Here is a 17655-nt window from a genome sequence, read left to right as displayed (position 1 = left end):
AGGGGGCGCTACCAGTACTTCCTTGTAGGCTACCTCGGCCCTGCAGCGCTCTCACGTCCCGCTCCGCTTACAGGTCCGGTGCTGGCCATCCCTGGCCAGCCCGTTCGGAGCAGTGCTCCTCACCCCTGGTCCTCGGACCCCCTCTCCACCCTGTCCCCGGCGCCTTGCGCTATCAGGCTGGTGGCAACTGCGATAGCCCTGCCCGCTGACTCAGAAGTATGGCAGCCAGGCCAGCCAGCAATGCTGCTAGGATAGCGGGCTTACCGAGTCGTCAGTCCAGCCGAGACGCCCATGCTCACCCCACACGATACGCCATCCGCCAGCCGCATCACTCGCCTGCAGGCCCGCGCCGAAGGGCTGGTGAGACGACTGCGGCCCTGGAGCTGGCTATGGCCGCCCATCGCTTTTGCCGCGGGGCTCGGCAGCTTCTTCCTGGCAGAGCGCCAGCCGTGGCTCGGTGCGCTGCTGGCGCTGGGGATGCTCGCCGCCTGGCTGCTGCTGCTTTCCGAAAGCGTGATCGGCCGCCTGCTGGCACGCCGCGGCTACCCTACCCTGGCCCAGGGGGCGACCCAGTTCATCGCCCAGATGATCCACCAGGAGACACTCTTCTTCTGCCTGCCCTTTCTGCTGGCGACCACGGTATGGAGCAGCGGCCAGGCCCTGTTCACCCTGCTGGTGATCGCCATGGCGCTGTTCTCGATTATCGACCCGCTCTACTACCGGGTCGCCGAGCGATTACGCTGGCTCTACTTCGCTTTCCACGCCCAGTGCGTCTTTGTGGTGGTACTGGTCACCCTGCCCACCCTGCTCCATCTGACCACCTACCAGAGCCTGCTGCTGGCGATTGCCGCCATGCTGCTGTTCAGCCTGCCGAGCCTGCTGCATCTCACCGCCAACCAGAGCGGTCGACGCTGGCTGATGGCGCTCACCCTGCTGCTGCCCCTGGCCGGCGCCGCCTGGCTGGGCCGGATCTGGGTACCGCCGGCCAGCCTGTGGATCACCGCCACGGCGCTCTCGCCTGGCTTCGATGCGGCCGCCCGCTCACCGGAGGGTGAACTTCGCCTCACCCCCGAGGCGCTGAGCGGCCAGGGGCTGTTCGCCTTTACGGCCATCCGCGCCCCGCGTGGGCTGCGGGAGGAGATTCGTCATGTATGGCGCCACGAGGGCGAAGAGGTCGACCGCATACCGCTGGTGATCGAAGGGGGACGCAAGGCGGGGTATCGGGCCTGGAGCCATAAGCAGAACTTCCCCGAGGTGACCGCGGGGCAGTGGCGCATCGATGTGATGACCGAGGGCGGTCAACGCATCGGGGTGATCCGCTTCCGGGTCGCCGACGGGCAGAGCGCGACCCTGGCCGATGGTCGCCTGCGTCGACCGGCGGGCCTGCCGGGGCTTTCCTGGCAGCCCCCGGTCCCAGGCGGTGGCGAGCCCATCGCCGAGGAGACGCCCCCACAGGAGGCCAATCCCACACCGCATAGCCCTGACCGGAACACCGAGAAGGAGGGTAACGCCGTGGGGGCAGGAAACCCGGCACCAAACAGTGAGTGGAAAAGCGAATGATAAGCCCGCTTGCAATCCACGCAGGGGGTTCCGACAATTCGAGAATACTTCCTGAACCGAAGGCCCTTTGCCCATGCATGAGAATATCGGGTTCCAGCTCAGCCGGTTGCCTCGCTTATGGCGCGCGGTCATCGATGAGCGTCTCGCGCCCCTGGGGCTGACCCAGACTCGCTGGGTTACCCTCTATCATCTGTGGCGGCTCGGCGACGGCCAGCCCCAGTGCGACCTGGCCCGCGCCATCGGCGTGGAGGCCCCCTCTCTGGTACGCACCCTGGACCAACTCTCCGACCAGGGCCTGGTGGAGCGTCGCCCCTGTGAGCAGGACCGTCGCACCAAGCGCGTGTTTCTTACCCCAGCCGCCACCCCACTGCTCGAGCGCATCGACGATGTGGTACGCGAGGCTCGCAACGAGATGTTTGCCGGCCTCGACCAGGACGACATCGCCACTCTGGCCGAGCTGCTGTCACGCATCGAGGACAACGGCCTGGCCCTGCAATCGCGTGGCGAGGCCACGGCAGAAGACTAGAACGCGGGCGGCCCCGACACTTGCCGATCATCGGGTCGGCCCGCCAGGCCGTCTCGCAGGGCCTCGAAGTCCTCCAGATAGGTCGAGAAGCGCGCAAAGCCCTGGGATTCCTGCCACCACAGGGTCAGGGCGTCGGCCCCGGACTCCACGACCAGGGCGTCCTGCGGCAGCCGCTCAAGCAGTCGCTTGAGCCTGGCCTCCAACGCCTCGGGCAGGGGGCGCAGCGGCTCCTTGCGCCAGCGCCAGTCATGCGCGAAGGGCTTGAGCGCCTCGGCCGCGTGCGAGTCCCGCACCAGCATGAAGTCCGGCCCCGGCTGCCGTGGTGGGTAGGGCCAGCGATAGGCCGGCATCGGGGTCCTTTCGCCATGCAGGGGCGGCACCCGCAGGGTTACCTTGAGGCCCGCCTGCATGGCAGCATTGCGCAGTGAGCCCACCCGCTTCTGGCGTGGATTGGGCTTGAGCCATATCACCGGTGATATCACCAGCATCATGGTCAGCAGGATAATCAGCCAGATCATTGGCGCCTCTCCCCTCGAGTTAATGCGAAATGGTTGATATAGATCGTTGTCTTGCCGCGCCTGCCGGCCTAGAGTGAAGGCATACGATTCACCGAGAGACACCCGTCGAGGAGACGTCCCATGAGCAACGAATATCGTCACGTCCTGGTCGCCGTCGACCTGACCAAGGATTCCCACAGGGTGCTTGAGCGTGCGCATCAGATTGCCGACCGCAACCATGCCCGGCTCTCGATCATGCACACCCTCGAGCCGCTCGGCTTCGCCTATGGCGGCGATATCCCCATGGACCTGACCAGCATCCAGGACCAGCTCGATGAGCATGCCAAGCAGCGGCTGGCCGAGATCGCCGACAGCCATGTGGCCAAGGAGGATCAGCACGTGCTGGTGGGCATGCCCGACACCGAGATCCACCGCTTCGCCGAGGAGAATGATGTCGACCTGATCGTGGTCGGGTCCCATGGCCGCCATGGCTTCGCCCTGCTGCTGGGCTCGACCTCTACCGGCGTGCTCCACGGGGCCCAGTGCGACGTCCTCGCCGTGCGCGTCGGCAAGAAGGGAGAGGAGAGCGCGGAATAATCCCCTCGCCTCCTTCCTGACAAGGCGCCCTCCGGGGCGCCTTTTTCATGGCTCCTCGCTCACGCCTCTGCGTTCATGGTTCATGCCTCTCCGGCGGCCATCGCCTCCAGTTCCATCCAGCGCTCCATGGCCGCATCGAGCTCGGCCTGACGCGCCGCGAGAGCCTCAAGGGTGGCGGTCACCTTGCTGGCCTCCTGCTGATAGAAGGCCGGGTCGCCCACCCGGGTCTCGAACTCGGCGACCTCTCCCTCCAGCCGCTCGATCTCCGCCGGCAGCCCATCGAGTTCACGCTGCAGCTTGTAGGAGAGCTTGACCGGTTTCTTCGCGGTGGCGCTCGCCGACGACTCGCCCGTGGAGGAGGCCTTCCTCTCCGGCTCCGCCGCGGGCGCCTCCGCCACCGGCTCGGCATGCTGGCGAGCCGCCCCTTCCCAGGGGGCCGGCGGCAGGCTGCCCCCCTGACGCACCCAGTCGCTGTAGCCACCCACATACTCACGCACCCGCCCCTCGCCCTCGAAGGCCAGCACGCTGGTGACGACGTTGTCCATGAAGGCGCGATCGTGGGAGACCAGCAACAGGGTGCCATCGAAGCTGAGCAGCAGCTCCTCGAGCAGCTCCAGGGTTTCCACATCCAGGTCGTTGGTCGGTTCGTCCAGCACCAGCACGTTGGCCGGCTGGGTGAACAGCTTGGCCAGCAGCAGGCGATTGGACTCACCACCGGAGAGCGCCTTGACCGGCTGGCGCACTCGCTCCGGCGTGAACAGGAAGTCCTGCAGGTAGCTCATCACATGGCGGTCGCGCCCGCCCACGGAGATGCGGTCGCTGCCCTGGGCCACGTTGTCGTAGACCGTCTTCTCCGGCTCCAGTCCGGCGCGCAGCTGGTCGAAGTAGGCCACCTGCAGCTTGGTACCGAACTGCACCTTGCCTTCGCTCGGCTCCAGCTCGCCGAGCAGGATCTTGAGCAGTGTCGTCTTGCCGGCGCCATTGCGGCCGATAAAGCCGATACGATCGCCACGCTGCACCTCGAGGGAGAGGTCGCGGATCACCGTCTCGTCGGCGAAGTGCTGGCTGACGTTCTCGAGGCTCACCACCCGCTTGCCGCTGCGCTCGCCGCTGTCGACGGAGAGTGAGGCCTTGCCCTGGCGATCGCGACGCTCGCTACGCTCCCGGCGCAGCTGCTCCAGTGCCCTGACCCGCCCCTCATTGCGGGTGCGGCGCGCCTTGATCCCCTGGCGAATCCAGGCCTCCTCCTGGGCGAGCTTCTTGTCGAACTCGGCGTTCTCTCGAGCCTCCACTTCCAGCTCGTGGTTCTTCTGCGCCTGATAGGCGGCGTACTCCCCGGGGTAGCGCCCCAGGCGGCCGCGATCCAGCTCCAGGATCGAGGTGGCCAGCTTCGACAGGAAGGCGCGGTCGTGGGTGATAAACAGCACGGCCCCCCTGAAGTCCAGCAGCTGCTCTTCCAGCCAGGCGATGGTGTCGAGATCGAGGTGGTTGGTGGGCTCATCGAGCAGCAACAGGTCAGGCTCCGCCACCAGCGCTCTTGCCAGCGCCACACGGCGACGCCAGCCACCGGAGAGCGACGCCATCTCGGCCTCGCCGGGAAGGCCGAGGCGAGTCAGCACCACATCGATGCGCTGGTGGAAGGACCAGCCATCGATGGCCTCCAGCCGCGTCTGCAGCTCGGACATGCGGCGCATGTCCGGCTCCTCCTCGTGAATCAGATGGTGGTATTCGGAGAGCAGCTCGCCGGCCTCGGGCAGCCCACCGGCCACCATATCGAAGATCGTCTGGCCGGTGGCCTCGGGAAGTTCCTGGGCCAGCACACCGATCTTGAGCCCGGGAGCACGCCAGATGCTGCCGCCATCGGGCAGGATCTCGCCGGCCACCAGGCGCAGCAGCGTCGACTTGCCGGTGCCGTTGCGCCCCACCAGGGCCAGGCGCTCGCCCTTCTCCAGCACCAGGTCGGCGCCATCGAGAAGCACATGGGTACCATAGGCCAGTTGCAGCTGTTCCAGACGTAGCAGGGTCACGCGGGGTCCTCCTCGATCGACAGGGCGCCCAGTGTAACGCAAGCGCGCCCCGACGTGGCCGCAGCATCCAGCCGACGGGTAGAATAGTGGCCTTTGCCGACCCTCAAGCACAGGAGCCAAGGCGTGTCCGACACCTTCGACGACTTCCTGCCCGAGGCGCTGCGCTTCACCGCGCCTGCGCCCCTGGTGGATATCGGTGCCAACCTCACCCATGACAGCTTTGCCCGGGACCTCCCGGCCGTGCTGCGCCGTGCACAGGCGGCCAACGTCACCACGCTGATTCTTACCGGTACCGACCGCGAACATGCCGAACAGGCCATCGCCATGGCGCGCCAGCACGCCGGCAAGGGCCTGGCGCTGCATGCCACCGCCGGGGTGCATCCCCACGACGCCAGCCGCTGGGACGACGACCTCGCGACCGCCATGGGCGAGCTGCATCGCCAGACCGAGGTGGTGGCGGTGGGTGAGTGCGGCCTCGACTTCAATCGCAACTTCTCCACGCCCGCCGAACAGGAGCGGGCCCTCGAGGCTCAGCTGGAGCTGGCGGCGGAGAACGGCAAGCCGCTATTTCTTCACGAGCGCGATGCCGGCCAGCGCATGCGCGAGATCCTGCATGCCTGGCGAGACGAGATCACCGATGCCGTGGTGCACTGCTTTACCGCCGACCGCGCGACGCTGTTCGGCTATCTCGACCTGGATCTGCATATCGGCCTGACCGGCTGGCTATGCGACGAGCGCCGCGGCCACCATCTTCGGGAGCTGGTCACGGAGGTTCCTGCGGCGCGGCTGATGCTCGAGACCGACTGTCCCTACCTGCTGCCACGCAACTTACCTGCCAAACTCAAGGGAAGACGTCACGAACCGGCCCTGCTGCCCTGGATCCTGCGTGAGATTGCCCACTGGCGTGGCGAATCCGAAGCCGAGCTGGCAACCGCCACCACCGCTACCGCCCGGCGCTTCTTCCGGCTGACCGCGGACGCCGCCGGCGAGACAGGCCGCGACGACACGACACATGAGGACTCCTGACATGCCACCCAATGGCACAGACAACTCGATCCCCGGCTTTATCGCCGTGGAGACCGGCGATGCGGGCGGCCTGCCGCTGGCAATCGCCTGGACGCTGGCCGACGGCCGTATCAAGCACACCCTGATCCAGCCCGATGATGAGTGGCTGGAGGCCGAGCTGGTATCACTCGGTGGCTACAGCCTCGAGGAACTCGGCAGCATGGGGGTCAGCCCGCTGGACGTGATCCGCGAGCTGGAGGGGGATCATTTCAATGCCACCCTCTACACCGCCGGCGTCGGCGACGATGAGGCGGCCCTTTCGCAGCTCTTCGACACCTATGGCCTCGACCCCTTCGTCGAGCTGGCCCCCGCCGACAGCCTGTATGATGACCTCGACCCCGGCGACTGGTCGCGTGCCCGGGGCGAGCTGTTTGGCGAACTGGGCCTGGAGCCGCTGCGCCCCGAGCATGAGGTGGAGGTGATGCTGCACCTGCATCAACGCCTCAACGGCGGCGACGCTGGCTGACGCGCCCAGCTATCGCGCCAGCAGCGCCCGTGCATGCTCCACGATGCCTTCAACCGAAGGCAGGGTGATGGTGGCGGCCCGTGCCAGCGGAATGAAGCTGTCCTCGGCGGTGAGGCGTGCCAGACGCTCGCCGGGCAGCCCGCGCTCGACCAGGGCGGTCACTAGCTCCTCGCTCACCGACCCGGAACGGCGACACTCGTCGACGATCAACACCCGCGCGCAGTCTGCCACCGTCGCGAAGAGGGCGTCGTGATCGATGGCGGTGAGCCAGCGGAGATCGATGATGCGCAGGGCGATGCCCTCGGCCTGAAGCCGCGCGGCAGCCTGACGGGAAAGATGGACGCCGTTGCCGTAGGTAACGATGGCAAGCTCGTTACCGTCACCCCAGCGGCCGAGCTCCCCGGGCGCCAGGCGGTGCTCCGCTCCCGGGTCGGGAAAGCACCAGCCGCCATCCCCCTCCTCCAGCAGATCGCGGCGGTGATAGAGAGCGATCGGTTCGATCATGATCACCACCCGCTGCTCCTCGTCGGCCAGGCGCACCGCCTCCTGAAGCAGCCCCACGGCATCGGCGCCGTTGGCGGAGCAGGCCACCAAGAGGCCGGGGATATCACGCAGCACGGCGATGGCGTTGTCGTTGTGGAAGTGGCCGCCGAAACCCTTCTGGTAACCCAGCCCGGCGATACGCACCACCATGGGATTGGTGTACTGGCCGCTGGAGAAGAAGCTCAGGGTGGCCGCCTCGCCGCGTAGCTGATCCTCGGCGTTGTGCAGGTAGGCCAGGAACTGGATCTCCAGGATCGGTACCAGGCCGCTCTGCCCCATGCCGATGCCCAGCCCGAGTATGCTCTGCTCATCGAGCAGGGTATCGATCACCCGATGCCCTCCGAAGCGCGCCTGCAGCTTCTGGGTCACCCCGTAGACGCCCCCCTTGCGGCCGATATCCTCGCCGGCCAGCACCAGATGGGGATAGCGGGTCATCAGCCGGTCGAGCGCCTGATTGAGCCGTCGAGCCAGGGTGTCGGGTGTCGTGCTGACCTCGCCACGCCAAGGCTGAGCGCGTCCGGGCCGCGGCGGTGGCACGATGCTGGCCATCACCTGCGATGCCTGCTCCAGGCGCGGGCGACACACCGCCTCCTCGGCCAGTCGCGCCACCCGCTCGCGCACCCGATGATAGAGACCGGCGACCGCCTCCCGGTCGAGTCCCGCGTGACGGCGCAGCAGCCCGGCGCCGATCAGCAGCGGGTCGCGGGCTTCATCGGCCTCGATGCGCGACGCTGGCAGATAGGCCTGCTGGGCATCGGAGCCGGCATGGCCGAACAGACGCACACAGCGCATGTGCAGAAACACTGGCTGGCGTCGGCTGCGAGCGATGCGTGCCGCCTCGCGGGCCACACGCCAGGTATCGAGCAGATCGAGGCCGTCGCAGGCCAGATAGTGGACCCCCGGGCGTGCGGCCATGCAGGCCGCCACCCAACCCTTCGGCGTGGGCGTGGAAATACCGATGCCGTTGTCCTCGCATAGCCAGATCAGCGGCATCGGCACAGCCTGGAAGGCGGACCAGGCGGCGGCGTTGAAGGCACCCTGGGCAGTCGAGTGGTTGAAGGAGGCGTCGCCGAAGCTGCACAGCACCACGCTGTCGCTAGGCCACTCGCCGCCACCGCCCAGCCGTCGCCACAGCCCCAGAGAGTAGGCCGCCCCCATGGCCTTGGGCAGGTGTGAGGCGATGGTGCTGGTCTGGGGAGGGACGCACAGCGCCCTGGAGCCAAGTACCTTGTGGCGGCCACCGGAGATCGGGTCCTCGGCGGAGGCCGAAAAGCTCAGCAGCATGTCCCACAGTGGCGTCTGCCCCGGCACCCTGCGGGCCCGCTGAAGAAAGAAGGCCGCATCGCGATAGTGGAGAAAGGCGGGATCGGTGGGGCGAAGCGCCAGGGCGACGGCAGCATTACCCTCGTGGCCGGCGCTGCCGATCGTGTAGAAGGCCTCACCGCGAGCTTGCAGACGCCGTGCCTGGAGATCCAGATGACGGCTCATCAGCTGCGACTCGAACAGCTCGATCAGCGCGTCAGGGGCGAGCCCCACCGCGCCTGGCGTCAGGGACTGATCGGCGGCGGGCCAGTCGTCCTGGGCCAGCGCATCGAGAAAGCGCTGCTCCTGGGGTAGCGGGTCGGGAAACACGGCGGCACCTCGCGGCGTTGATGACTCCCCCTAGCCTAGCCTGCTCTCCAGACGAGGTGGTTGGAGCGACCGCCCGGGTCCGACAAGGATGCTGCCCGTGGGTTCACATCGCCCCTGCCGAGAGTGGTGCGCCATTCAGGCCGGCTGAGGCGAGGCGGCAAGCCTGGCGCGACCGGCCGCCACCGCCTCGGACAGCGGCAGGCCCTGATCATAGAAGGAGGCCAGGGTGCGGCGCCACGCGTCTGCCCGCGATGGCAGCCCTTCACGCTCGTAGCGTCGCGCACGCGCCTCGACCTTGGCGTGGAAGGCCTCACGGTCCACTTCGGCATCGCCATCGAGGTTGTCGACGCTGACATGGAAGCGCAGGCCACAGGCCCGCGAGAAGAGCAGCTCCAGCGCCTGGGGCCCGACCTCCACGGCCTCGAAGTCACGCTGCTGGGCGTCATCACGCCCATCGGGCAGATACCAGTAGCCGTAGTCCTCGAGCTGGCGGCGCTTCGCCCCGGCGATGCACCAGTGGCTGATCTCGTGCAATGCGCTGGTAAAGAAGCCGCGGGCGAAGATCACCCGGTGCCAGGGCGAGTCGGCGTCGGCAGGCAGATAGAGGGGGTCATCGCCACCCCGCACCAGACGCGTCCGGTAGGTCTCCTGAAACAGGCCATCGAACAGGGCGATGATATCCTCTAGGCGGTGTGTCACGCGGCCTCCATGATCGTGGTTGAGGCCCTAGTATACCGCCCGCCAGACGGGCAAAGAATGCCCGGCCTTGCTAGCATTGCTGCTCCTACCCGACTGCATGGAGCGCATGTCTTGAGCCGCCCGATGGCCACCTTTTTCGAAACCGCTCGCCGTGAGACTCGCCCACTGCTGGCGCTGGCCCTGCCGATCTGTGGCGCCCAGCTGGCTCAGGCCGGCATGAGCGTGGCCGATGTGATGATGACCGGCCGACTGAGCGCCACCGATCTGGCGGCGGTGTCGGTGGGCTCCAGCCTGTGGCTGCCACTGATGCTGTTCATGACCGGCACCCTGATGGGGCTCACCCCCATCGTCGCCCAGCTGCTGGGGGGAGAACGTATCGCCGAGATAACGCCCAACGTGCATCAGGGGCTATGGGTGGCGCTGGTGCTTGGTGCCCTGTCCGCCGGGCTGCTGTGGTTTGCGGTGGGCCCGATCTTCACCCTGATGGAAGTGCCCGAGGCAGTCGCCGAACGCTCGCGCAGCTATCTTCTTGCGGTGGCCTTCGGAATGCCCGGAGCCGCGCTCTTCCAGGCCCTGCGCGCCTTCTCCGACGGCATGAACCATACCCGTCCCTCACTATGGATCAGCCTGGCGGGGCTGGCCGTCAATGTGCCAAGCAACTTCGTGCTGATCTACGGCGGCGAGGGGCTGACCACCCTGATGGGGCCCTGGCTGCCGCACTGGCTTCAGGCGCTGCCGGCGCTTGGCGCCCTGGGCTGCGGAATCGCCACGGCGCTTTCGCTATGGACCATGTGCCTCTGCATGGGGCTCTATACGCGCCACTCGCGTGCCTACGGCAAGGTCTCGCTGTGGCACTCGGCCAGCCTTCCGCGTTGGCGACTGATCGGCGAACTGCTGTACGTGGGGCTGCCCATCGGTGTGGCGATCTTCGTCGAGGTCACGCTGTTCACGCTGATCGCCCTGTTCATCGCCAGCCTCGGCGAGATCACCGTGGCGGCTCATCAGGTGGCTCTCAACTACACCTCCATCCTGTTCATGCTGCCGCTCTCGCTGAGCATGGCCCTGACGGTGCGGGTCGGTAATGTGCTGGGGCAGCAGCGCCATGGCTACGCACGCCGGGTCGCCTGGCATGGCATCATCCTCTGCCTGGCCGTGGCCCTGATCAACGGCCTGCTGTTGCGGTTCACCGCCGAACCGGTGATCGGGCTCTACACACAGGATCAGGAAGTGGCCTCTCTGGCCCTGTCGCTGGTCCTGCTGGCCATGGTCTACCAGCTCTCCGACTCGCTACAGGTCAATCTCGGCGGCGCACTGCGCGGCTACAAGGATACACGTATCATCATGGTGATCACGCTGACCTCCTACTGGCTGGTGGGCATGGCCGGTGGCCACTGGCTGGGCACCCGCGGCATTCCCGGTCTCGTGGCGCCGCTCGGCGTCCATGGCTACTGGATCGGCCTGATCGGAGGGCTCACCGTCGCGGCCATCCTGCTCGGTGAGCGACTGAGACGAATCAGCAAGGCGGTGGCCCATGGCGAACGCGACCCGCTTCATCCCTGACCCTGTGTGCCGTGGCATCGTGGCCATCGTGCTTACCCTGGTGCTGGCAGGCTGCGACACCAACGATGCCAGCGATCGGCTGCTCCACGACTATCAGCGAACCCTTGCCGAACGCCTCGACCTCACACCTCCCGAGAACGCCGAGCCACGCAATATCGGTGCCTTCCCCAGGCTGCGCGAACGCCGTGTCCCCGTTCCCGACACTCGCGAGGGCCTGCTCGACATCTTTGCCCTGCGTGAATGCCATATCACCACCCTGGTCGCCCAGCGCAACAGCACCCTGGGACTCGTGGCCCCCGCCAGCCAGCGCTGGCAGTACGAACTCGAACTGTGGCAACGCCTCACGGCATGCCTGTCGAGCGAGGTGGTCGAAGGGCTGGCCGCGGATGACCTCGCCAGACTCGAGCAGCTTACCGCCACCAAGCGCCGACAGCTGCCACAAGCGAGCTGGAATGGGCTCTTCGGTTCCGAGGAGTGGGCGCAGAGCTTCTCTCGCGTCAGCTCCCCACTGCCCCCGGATGACCTGACGCCTCCGAGTGAGCAGCTAACCGCCCTCGAGTACCTTCACGCCTTGAGTCGCGCGCCGCTGGAAACCTCTCCGCAACCGGCCGACCCCGAGGCACTCGAGAGACACCTGCAGGCGCTCAACGACCGCCCCTACACGGCACAGCTGCTGCGCACCCTGCTGCTCGCCGAACAGCGCCTCGCGGAAGCCAATACCCTGCTCGACCGGGCGCTCGCCACCCCCGGACACTGCCCGCCGGAAGGCTTCTCTGCCGACCCGCGGCAGACACCCGAGGCACGACGACTCGCCGACTGGCTGACGACGCTGGATGGTGCCGCCGAGGCGTGGCTCACCCGCCTCCTGCCGCTCTTCGATAGCCTTGAGGCGCCGCCGGAAGCGGTGCAGGCCTATCGCCAGGCGTGGCTATCACGGCAAAATTCCAGGGCGCCATTGCCGAGCTTCCATCAGGCCCTGCAGGGCCACCTTGAGCGGCGCGAGGCTCTCGCCTCACGCTGCCCCGGGGCATGACCGTTAGCGGCCCCGTGATGCAGGGCTTAACCTATGATCGGGTCTATGCTATTGGTGGTGCCTGAGTGACGCAGAGCGCTTCCGCACCGGCCCGGGGCGATCGCCGCCCGGCCTGGATCCGTGATCAAGCAGCACCTGGAGGGACACCATGGGAACCCAGATGTCACCCCGCACTGCCCGGGTCATCGACCTGGATGCCAGGCGCCAGCGTCAGCAGGCCAGACGCCGCCTGGTCCGACTGGCGCCGGAGCTTGATGGACTCGAGATGGTGTATCGCCTCGACGCCAGCCCCGACACCCTGTATGGCATGCCACTGCTGGCCTGGGGACTACGCGAGGATGGTGAAGTGGTGGGCCTGGTGGCGTGGATGGAGTCACTGACACCCTGCCAACGCCTGGACGATGACGAGCATGGCCGCTTCATAGGCTACCGGGACCCCGAGACCGAGGAGCTGTTCGATAGCGCTCCGGAGCACAAGGTGATGGAGCTGGAGCACGCCGCCAGCTACTTCGACTACGAGGAGACCGAGCAGGTCACCCTGATCCAACAGCTACCCGAACTGCAGGGCACCCACGCCCTGTGCATGGACGACGGCGAGGCCCCCTGGCAGCTCAAGCAGGTATTCGGCTGGCGACTCTACAGCGACGGCACGGTCGAGGCGCTGCTCGCCGATGAGTGTCATGTGGAGCAGACTCCGATCGTGCTCGGCGATGCCTGTCTCTATCCCGTGCATAGCCGCCATCGCCGGGTCTACTTCTTTCAGCGCCAGATCGCCAACCGGATTCGCCAGGAGGACCCGGCGACCCTGGAGGCGCTGGCCCTGATGGTGGTGCCGGAGGGCATCCCAGCCACGCCGGCGGCGCAGAGGGGACAGGATTAGCCTAAACGGATAAAGTAGAGATAGCTGTCTCCCTGCTGCTGCTGATGGACCAGCTCATGCCCCAGAAACTGGCAGAACTTGGGCACATCGCGGGTGGTCGCCGGGTCGCTGGCGACCACCTTGAGCACCTCGCCGGTCTGCATGTCGCGGACCTTGTTGTGCATCAGCATGATCGGCTCGGGACAGTAGAGCCCGGTGGTATCGAGCTCGGCCTGAAAGTCGTGTTTCTCCGCCATCGAGAACCTCCTGGTGACAATTGAAGATCGCTGTAAAGGCATTAGGTGCTAAAGAAATCAGTCGGAGCCTGCAAGATGATCAAGATCATTATCGAACGCCGTATCATGCCCGGCCTCGAGGAAGAGTACGAGGCGGCCGCCCGCGAGGCCATGCGAGTGTCGCTGGGTGCCAAGGGCTTCGTGGGTGGTGAGAGCCTCGTGGAGCAGGGGCACAGCGACCGGCGTCTGATGATCACCAAGTGGCGTGACCTGCGTGCCTGGAAGGAGTGGTACACCAGCGAGACCCGCACTCAGGTGATGCAGCGCCTGCTGCCACTGCTCACCGAGGAAGAGCGGATCCGCATCTACGAACCCACCACGCACTGACACTTACCCTTTCAGTCGAACATGCACCGTCACCTCTTCACGATCGTGATAGAGGTGACGGCAGGCAATCTCGGCCTCGACCCTGGCCGCTTCCAGCGCCTCGGCAAGCCGGCGCAAACAGGCATCCACTTCCCGCCAGCGCTGCTTCATCGGCAGCTTGAGGTTGAAGACCGCCTCCCGGCACCAGCGTCGAACCAGCCAGCGCTCCACCATCGCCTCCACCCGTGAGGGCTTGTCGACGATATCGCAGACCAGCCAGTCGAGACGGTACGGAGGCTCCCAGGTAAAGCCGTCCGCATGCAGGTGCTCAACCTGCCCGGTGGCCATCAGCGCCTTGTCCATCGGGCCATTGTCGATCGCATAGACATGCATGCCCCGCTGCACCAGCTGCCAGGTCCAGCCGCCCGGTGCCGCTCCGAGGTCAGCCGCCTGCATGCCCTCGCCGAGTCGTTCGTCCCACTCTCCCCGCGGCACAAATTCATGCCACGCCTCCTCCAGCTTGAGAGTGGAGCGACTGGGCGCCGACTTGGGAAAACGCAGACGACGGATGCCTCCCGGCAGCTCGCTGCGATTCCCCGGAAAGCTCATCCCCAGCTGGACCCGGTCACCGGCACTCCACAGCAGATGCAGGCGCCTGCCGCCCGCCTTGCGACGCAGCGTCTTGCGCTTTTTCAGAAGCGAGGTCAACGGCCGCTCCAGCGCCTTGGCAAGCCCTGCCAGAGCCTTGCCATCGTTGGTATCCGGAGTCTCCTGCCAGAGGCTCTCGAAACTCCAGCCGCTGGCCGCCACCTGATCGACGATCGGTGTCAGCCGATCGTCCCGCGACAGCGTCAGCGGCGGCAACGCCACCAGGCTCTGCCGGGCGAAGACCAGTCCGCCCAGCGGCAGGTCACGATGCAGGTCATTGGCGACCTCTCCCTCGGGGAGCAGGAACCTCACGAAGCCCGCGTCCCGTGTAAAGTCGGCCTGCCCTGCCCTGCCAAGCGAAGCGGCCTTGTCGGAAAGCTCGGCAGCCAGGTCGTGCTCGAAGCCCGGGCGGCAGTAGCAGAGAAGCTCCACCGGATATGTTGTCGTCTTCTCCATGCCGTCTCTTCCTTACCGTTACAGCGCCTCGTGAACCCAACCTGCTGCCGGGGCACCGGCGGCAGGGCACCTTAGCACCGCACCACGCACAGGGAAAGCCGGCACGACCGCCGCAGTCCCTCGTCCTGAACAACTCGCGGCGCAGTGGGCGCTGGAGTCCTATCCAGCACCGAGCACCGGTGATGACGACAGCCAGGGAGCAGCCTGCACCACCACCGCACACAGAGTGCGCATGACCCATACATTTGCTGCATAATGGTGCATTGCTATATAGTCGTTACCGTGAAAAACACTTTCAGATTGGCCCGCCGCGGCCGGCCCATTCACCTTCCATCAGGATACGACGATGCCCTACGTTCATGAGACACTGGAAAATCTCCGCAAGAGCAGTCCCGCCCAGACCGAGTTCTACCAGGCCGCGGAGGAGGTACTGGAGTGCCTGCGCCCACTCTTCAAGCGCAGCCCCCACTATCATGACCACAGCATCATCGAGCGTATCGTCGAGCCGGAACGTCAAATCATGTTCCGCATCTGCTGGACCGATGACGAGGGCCGCGTCCAGGTCAACAAGGGGTATCGCATCCAGTTCAATTCGGCCCTGGGGCCCTACAAGGGCGGGCTGCGCTTCCACCCCAGCGTCACGTCCGGCATCATCAAGTTCCTCGGCTTCGAGCAGATCTTCAAGAATGCCCTGACCGGCCTGCCCATCGGCGGTGGCAAGGGTGGCTCGGACTTCGACCCCAAGGGCAAGTCCGATGGCGAGATAATGCGTTTCTGCCAGGCCTTCATGTCCGAGCTGTATCGCCATATCGGGCCCCATACCGACGTTCCCGCCGGTGATATCGGGGTCGGTGCTCGTGAGATCGGCTATCTCTACGGCCAGTACAAGCGCCTCACCGGCCGTTATGAAGGCGTGCTGACCGGCAAGGGGCTTGACTGGGGCGGCTCCATCGGCCGCAAGGAAGCCACCGGCTACGGCGCGGTCTACTTCGCTCAGAACATGCTGGAAGCCCGCGGTCAGACCCTGGAAGGCAAGACCTGCCTGGTCTCGGGAGCCGGCAACGTGGCGATCTACACCATCGAGAAGCTATACGAGCTGGGCGCCAAGCCGGTGACCTGCACCGACTCACGCGGCACGCTGCATGATGCCCGCGGCATCGACCTCGACCTGCTCAAGCAGCTCAAGGAGGTCACCCGCGCTTCGCTGGAGACCTATCTGGAGCAGCACCCCGAGGCAACCTATATCCCCGTCGGTGAGTACCCCGAGGACGGCCACGCGGTCTGGCGCATCAAGGCCGACGCCGCCTTCCCCTGCGCAACACAGAACGAGCTTACCGCCGCCGATGCAGAGGTCCTGGTCAGCAACGGTGTAAACTGCATCAGTGAAGGTGCCAACATGCCCTCCGCCGCCGATGCCGTGGATCGCTTTCTCGAGGCGAAGATCGCCTATGGACCCGGCAAGGCCGCCAATGCGGGCGGCGTCGCGACCAGCCAGCTGGAGATGGCCCAGAACAACAGCATGGAACAGTGGCCGCTGGAAAAGGTCGACGTGAAGCTCAAGGAGATCATGGCCAATATTCATCGGCAATGCGCCGATACCGCCGAGGAGTTCGGCGAGCCTACCAACCTGGTGCTGGGTGCCAATATCGCCGGCTTCCGCAAGGTCGCCGACGCCATGATCGACCAGGGCGTTGTCTGACCAAGCATTGATCACGTACCTTCCTGCAAGTGCACCACGCAAAAGCCCGGACCTGCTGGTCCGGGCTTTTGCGTGTCTTGCCGAGCGCCGAGTTTGTCGGCGTCCGTTGATGCCTTAAACGTAGGGAAGATACCCACGGCGAGCCTGTGCCGCGAACTGGGCTTCAGCCAGCTTGATCATTCCATGCCAGAGCCCACGCAGAGCAGGCTTCACGACGCTACGTGAAGTGCCGCTACGGTCCCAGATGGTAGGGAAAGCTACTGCCGACTTGCTCATATCATGAACCTCACGGTTGGTGACCTTTGAGATGATTATACCTTTGTCTAACGACTAAAGTCTAATCACTTCCCTCCCCTACCCCCAGCTCCCTGAAAAAGCAGGCAGCAAACGCAAAAAGCCCCGAACTCATGATGAGCTCGAGGCTTTTTCCTGGAGTTATTCCGGCCGTTGATCCGGGCGCCGAGCTCCGATGAACGGCGCCTCAATGGCCGGCATTCCGGGACGCTGCAGGGGCAGGCCTGCCATGAAAAAAACCCGAGCAACTGAATGCCCGGGGTTTTCTCGGTATAGGTGCCTGACGATGACTTGGCCGGCACTCCGGGACTCTCCATGGGGAGGCCCCTAAAACGACGAAACCCCGACCATGGGCCGGGGTTTCTGAATAAGTGCCTGACGATGACCTACTCTCGCATGGGGAGGCCCCACACTACCATCGGCGCGGAGCGGTTTCACTGCTGAGTTCGGCATGGGATCAGGTGGTTCACGCTCGCTATGGTCGTCAGGCGAAAAGGGGTGATTCATGCTGAGCCGAGAGGTTTCAAGAGGTACCCGGCGTCGTGGGTCATCACAGACCCCTTGGGTGTTATATGGTCAAGCCTCACGGGCCATTAGTACCGGTTAGCTCAACGCCTTGCAGCGCTTCCACATCCGGCCTATCAACCAGCTGGTCTCGCTGGGCCCTTCAGGAGGCTCGAGGCCTCGGGGAGATCTCATCTTGAAGGGGGCTTCCCGCTTAGATGCTTTCAGCGGTTATCCTGTCCGCACATAGCTACCCGGCAATGCCACTGGCGTGACAACCGGAACACCAGAGGTGCGTCCACTCCGGTCCTCTCGTACTAGGAGCAGCTCTTCTCAAATCTCCAACGCCCACGGCAGATAGGGACCGAACTGTCTCACGACGTTCTAA

The 17655-nt window shown here is 65.7% G+C and carries 16 protein-coding genes and 2 rRNA genes; 10 read left to right on the top strand and 8 right to left on the bottom strand.

The genetic code is table 11. The features are described 5' to 3' along the window. The first annotated feature begins 291 nt into the window (after positions 1-291). Entirely contained in the window at positions 292-1560 is a 1269-nt protein-coding gene (locus RM463_RS04310) for a DUF5924 family protein (protein ID WP_311429134.1), read from the top strand. A gap of 73 nt (positions 1561-1633) precedes the next feature. Further along, complete coding sequence (gene slyA, locus RM463_RS04305; RefSeq protein WP_195689750.1) at positions 1634-2086, top strand: transcriptional regulator SlyA; 453 nt, start codon at positions 1634-1636, stop codon at positions 2084-2086. On the opposite strand, the gene RM463_RS04300 is transcribed toward slyA, so the two are convergent. Continuing rightward, positions 2083-2604: a preprotein translocase subunit YajC gene (locus RM463_RS04300; RefSeq protein WP_311429133.1), complete on the bottom strand. Its 522-nt coding sequence runs from the start codon at positions 2602-2604 to the stop codon at positions 2083-2085. The genes slyA and RM463_RS04300 overlap by 4 nt on opposite strands. Before the next feature lie 120 nt (positions 2605-2724). Between RM463_RS04300 and RM463_RS04295 the strand changes: the two genes are divergently transcribed. Beyond that, positions 2725-3180 carry a universal stress protein gene (locus tag RM463_RS04295; protein ID WP_132045141.1) on the top strand — a complete coding sequence of 152 codons (456 nt, stop codon included), beginning with the start codon at positions 2725-2727 and terminating at the stop codon, positions 3178-3180. Positions 3181-3260: 80 nt separating this feature from the next. Here the strand turns inward: RM463_RS04295 and RM463_RS04290 are convergent, their stop codons facing one another. Next, complete coding sequence (locus RM463_RS04290; protein WP_311429132.1) at positions 3261-5207, bottom strand: ATP-binding cassette domain-containing protein; 1947 nt, start codon at positions 5205-5207, stop codon at positions 3261-3263. A gap of 123 nt (positions 5208-5330) precedes the next feature. Between RM463_RS04290 and RM463_RS04285 the strand changes: the two genes are divergently transcribed. Then, positions 5331-6233 (top strand): TatD family hydrolase, encoded by a 903-nt coding sequence (locus tag RM463_RS04285; protein WP_311429131.1) that lies wholly within the window; start codon positions 5331-5333, stop codon positions 6231-6233. Continuing rightward, positions 6220-6738, top strand: coding sequence for a hypothetical protein (locus tag RM463_RS04280; RefSeq protein WP_311429130.1), 519 nt, complete (start codon positions 6220-6222; stop codon positions 6736-6738). The genes RM463_RS04285 and RM463_RS04280 overlap by 14 nt, the downstream gene beginning before the upstream one ends. A gap of 9 nt (positions 6739-6747) precedes the next feature. Here the strand turns inward: RM463_RS04280 and RM463_RS04275 are convergent, their stop codons facing one another. Both RM463_RS04275 and RM463_RS04270 read right to left on the bottom strand, forming a co-directional pair. Beyond that, entirely contained in the window at positions 6748-8913 is a 2166-nt protein-coding gene (locus RM463_RS04275) for a thiamine pyrophosphate-dependent enzyme (RefSeq protein WP_311429129.1), read from the bottom strand. 135 nt (positions 8914-9048) lie between these two features. Then, a complete protein-coding gene (locus tag RM463_RS04270) occupies positions 9049-9612 on the bottom strand; it encodes an elongation factor P hydroxylase (RefSeq protein WP_311429128.1) in 564 nt (187 codons plus the stop codon). A 123-nt stretch (positions 9613-9735) separates the two neighbouring features. On the opposite strand from RM463_RS04270, the gene RM463_RS04265 reads away from it, so the two are divergent. The 3 genes from RM463_RS04265 to RM463_RS04255 all read left to right on the top strand — a co-directional run bounded on the left by RM463_RS04265 (position 9736) and on the right by RM463_RS04255 (position 13085). Further along, positions 9736-11172 carry an MATE family efflux transporter gene (locus RM463_RS04265; protein ID WP_311429127.1) on the top strand — a complete coding sequence of 479 codons (1437 nt, stop codon included), beginning with the start codon at positions 9736-9738 and terminating at the stop codon, positions 11170-11172. Next, the gene (locus RM463_RS04260; RefSeq protein WP_311429126.1) at positions 11144-12205 is read left to right on the top strand and encodes a DUF3080 family protein; all 1062 of its coding nucleotides are present in this window, start codon (positions 11144-11146) and stop codon (positions 12203-12205) included. Before RM463_RS04265 ends, RM463_RS04260 begins: the two co-directional genes overlap by 29 nt. A gap of 148 nt (positions 12206-12353) precedes the next feature. Next, on the top strand, positions 12354-13085 hold the full coding sequence (locus RM463_RS04255) for a hypothetical protein (protein WP_311429125.1): 732 nt from the start codon (positions 12354-12356) through the stop codon (positions 13083-13085). Here the strand turns inward: RM463_RS04255 and tusA are convergent. Next, the gene (tusA, locus tag RM463_RS04250; protein ID WP_132045155.1) at positions 13082-13321 is read right to left on the bottom strand and encodes a sulfurtransferase TusA; all 240 of its coding nucleotides are present in this window, start codon (positions 13319-13321) and stop codon (positions 13082-13084) included. The genes RM463_RS04255 and tusA overlap by 4 nt on opposite strands. A 75-nt stretch (positions 13322-13396) precedes the next feature. Between tusA and RM463_RS04245 the strand changes: the two genes are divergently transcribed. Continuing rightward, entirely contained in the window at positions 13397-13687 is a 291-nt protein-coding gene (locus RM463_RS04245) for an antibiotic biosynthesis monooxygenase (protein ID WP_132045157.1), read from the top strand. A 3-nt stretch (positions 13688-13690) separates the two neighbouring features. Here the strand turns inward: RM463_RS04245 and rlmM are convergent, their stop codons facing one another. Continuing rightward, on the bottom strand, positions 13691-14770 hold the full coding sequence (rlmM, locus tag RM463_RS04240; protein ID WP_311429124.1) for a 23S rRNA (cytidine(2498)-2'-O)-methyltransferase RlmM: 1080 nt from the start codon (positions 14768-14770) through the stop codon (positions 13691-13693). 346 nt (positions 14771-15116) lie between these two features. On the opposite strand from rlmM, the gene gdhA reads away from it, so the two are divergent. After that, the gene (gene gdhA, locus RM463_RS04235; protein ID WP_311429123.1) at positions 15117-16469 is read left to right on the top strand and encodes an NADP-specific glutamate dehydrogenase; all 1353 of its coding nucleotides are present in this window, start codon (positions 15117-15119) and stop codon (positions 16467-16469) included. Between the two features lie 667 nt (positions 16470-17136). On the opposite strand, the gene rrf is transcribed toward gdhA, so the two are convergent. Both rrf and RM463_RS04225 read right to left on the bottom strand, forming a co-directional pair. After that, positions 17137-17252 (bottom strand): 5S ribosomal RNA (gene rrf, locus RM463_RS04230). 83 nt (positions 17253-17335) lie between these two features. Beyond that, a 23S ribosomal RNA gene (locus tag RM463_RS04225) occupies positions 17336-17655 on the bottom strand; the annotation flags it as partial.

It is taken from the genome of Halomonas sp. LES1, from assembly GCF_031846005.1.
Lineage (GTDB): Bacteria > Pseudomonadota > Gammaproteobacteria > Pseudomonadales > Halomonadaceae > Halomonas.
This window is presented reverse-complemented; position numbering and strand designations above follow the sequence as displayed.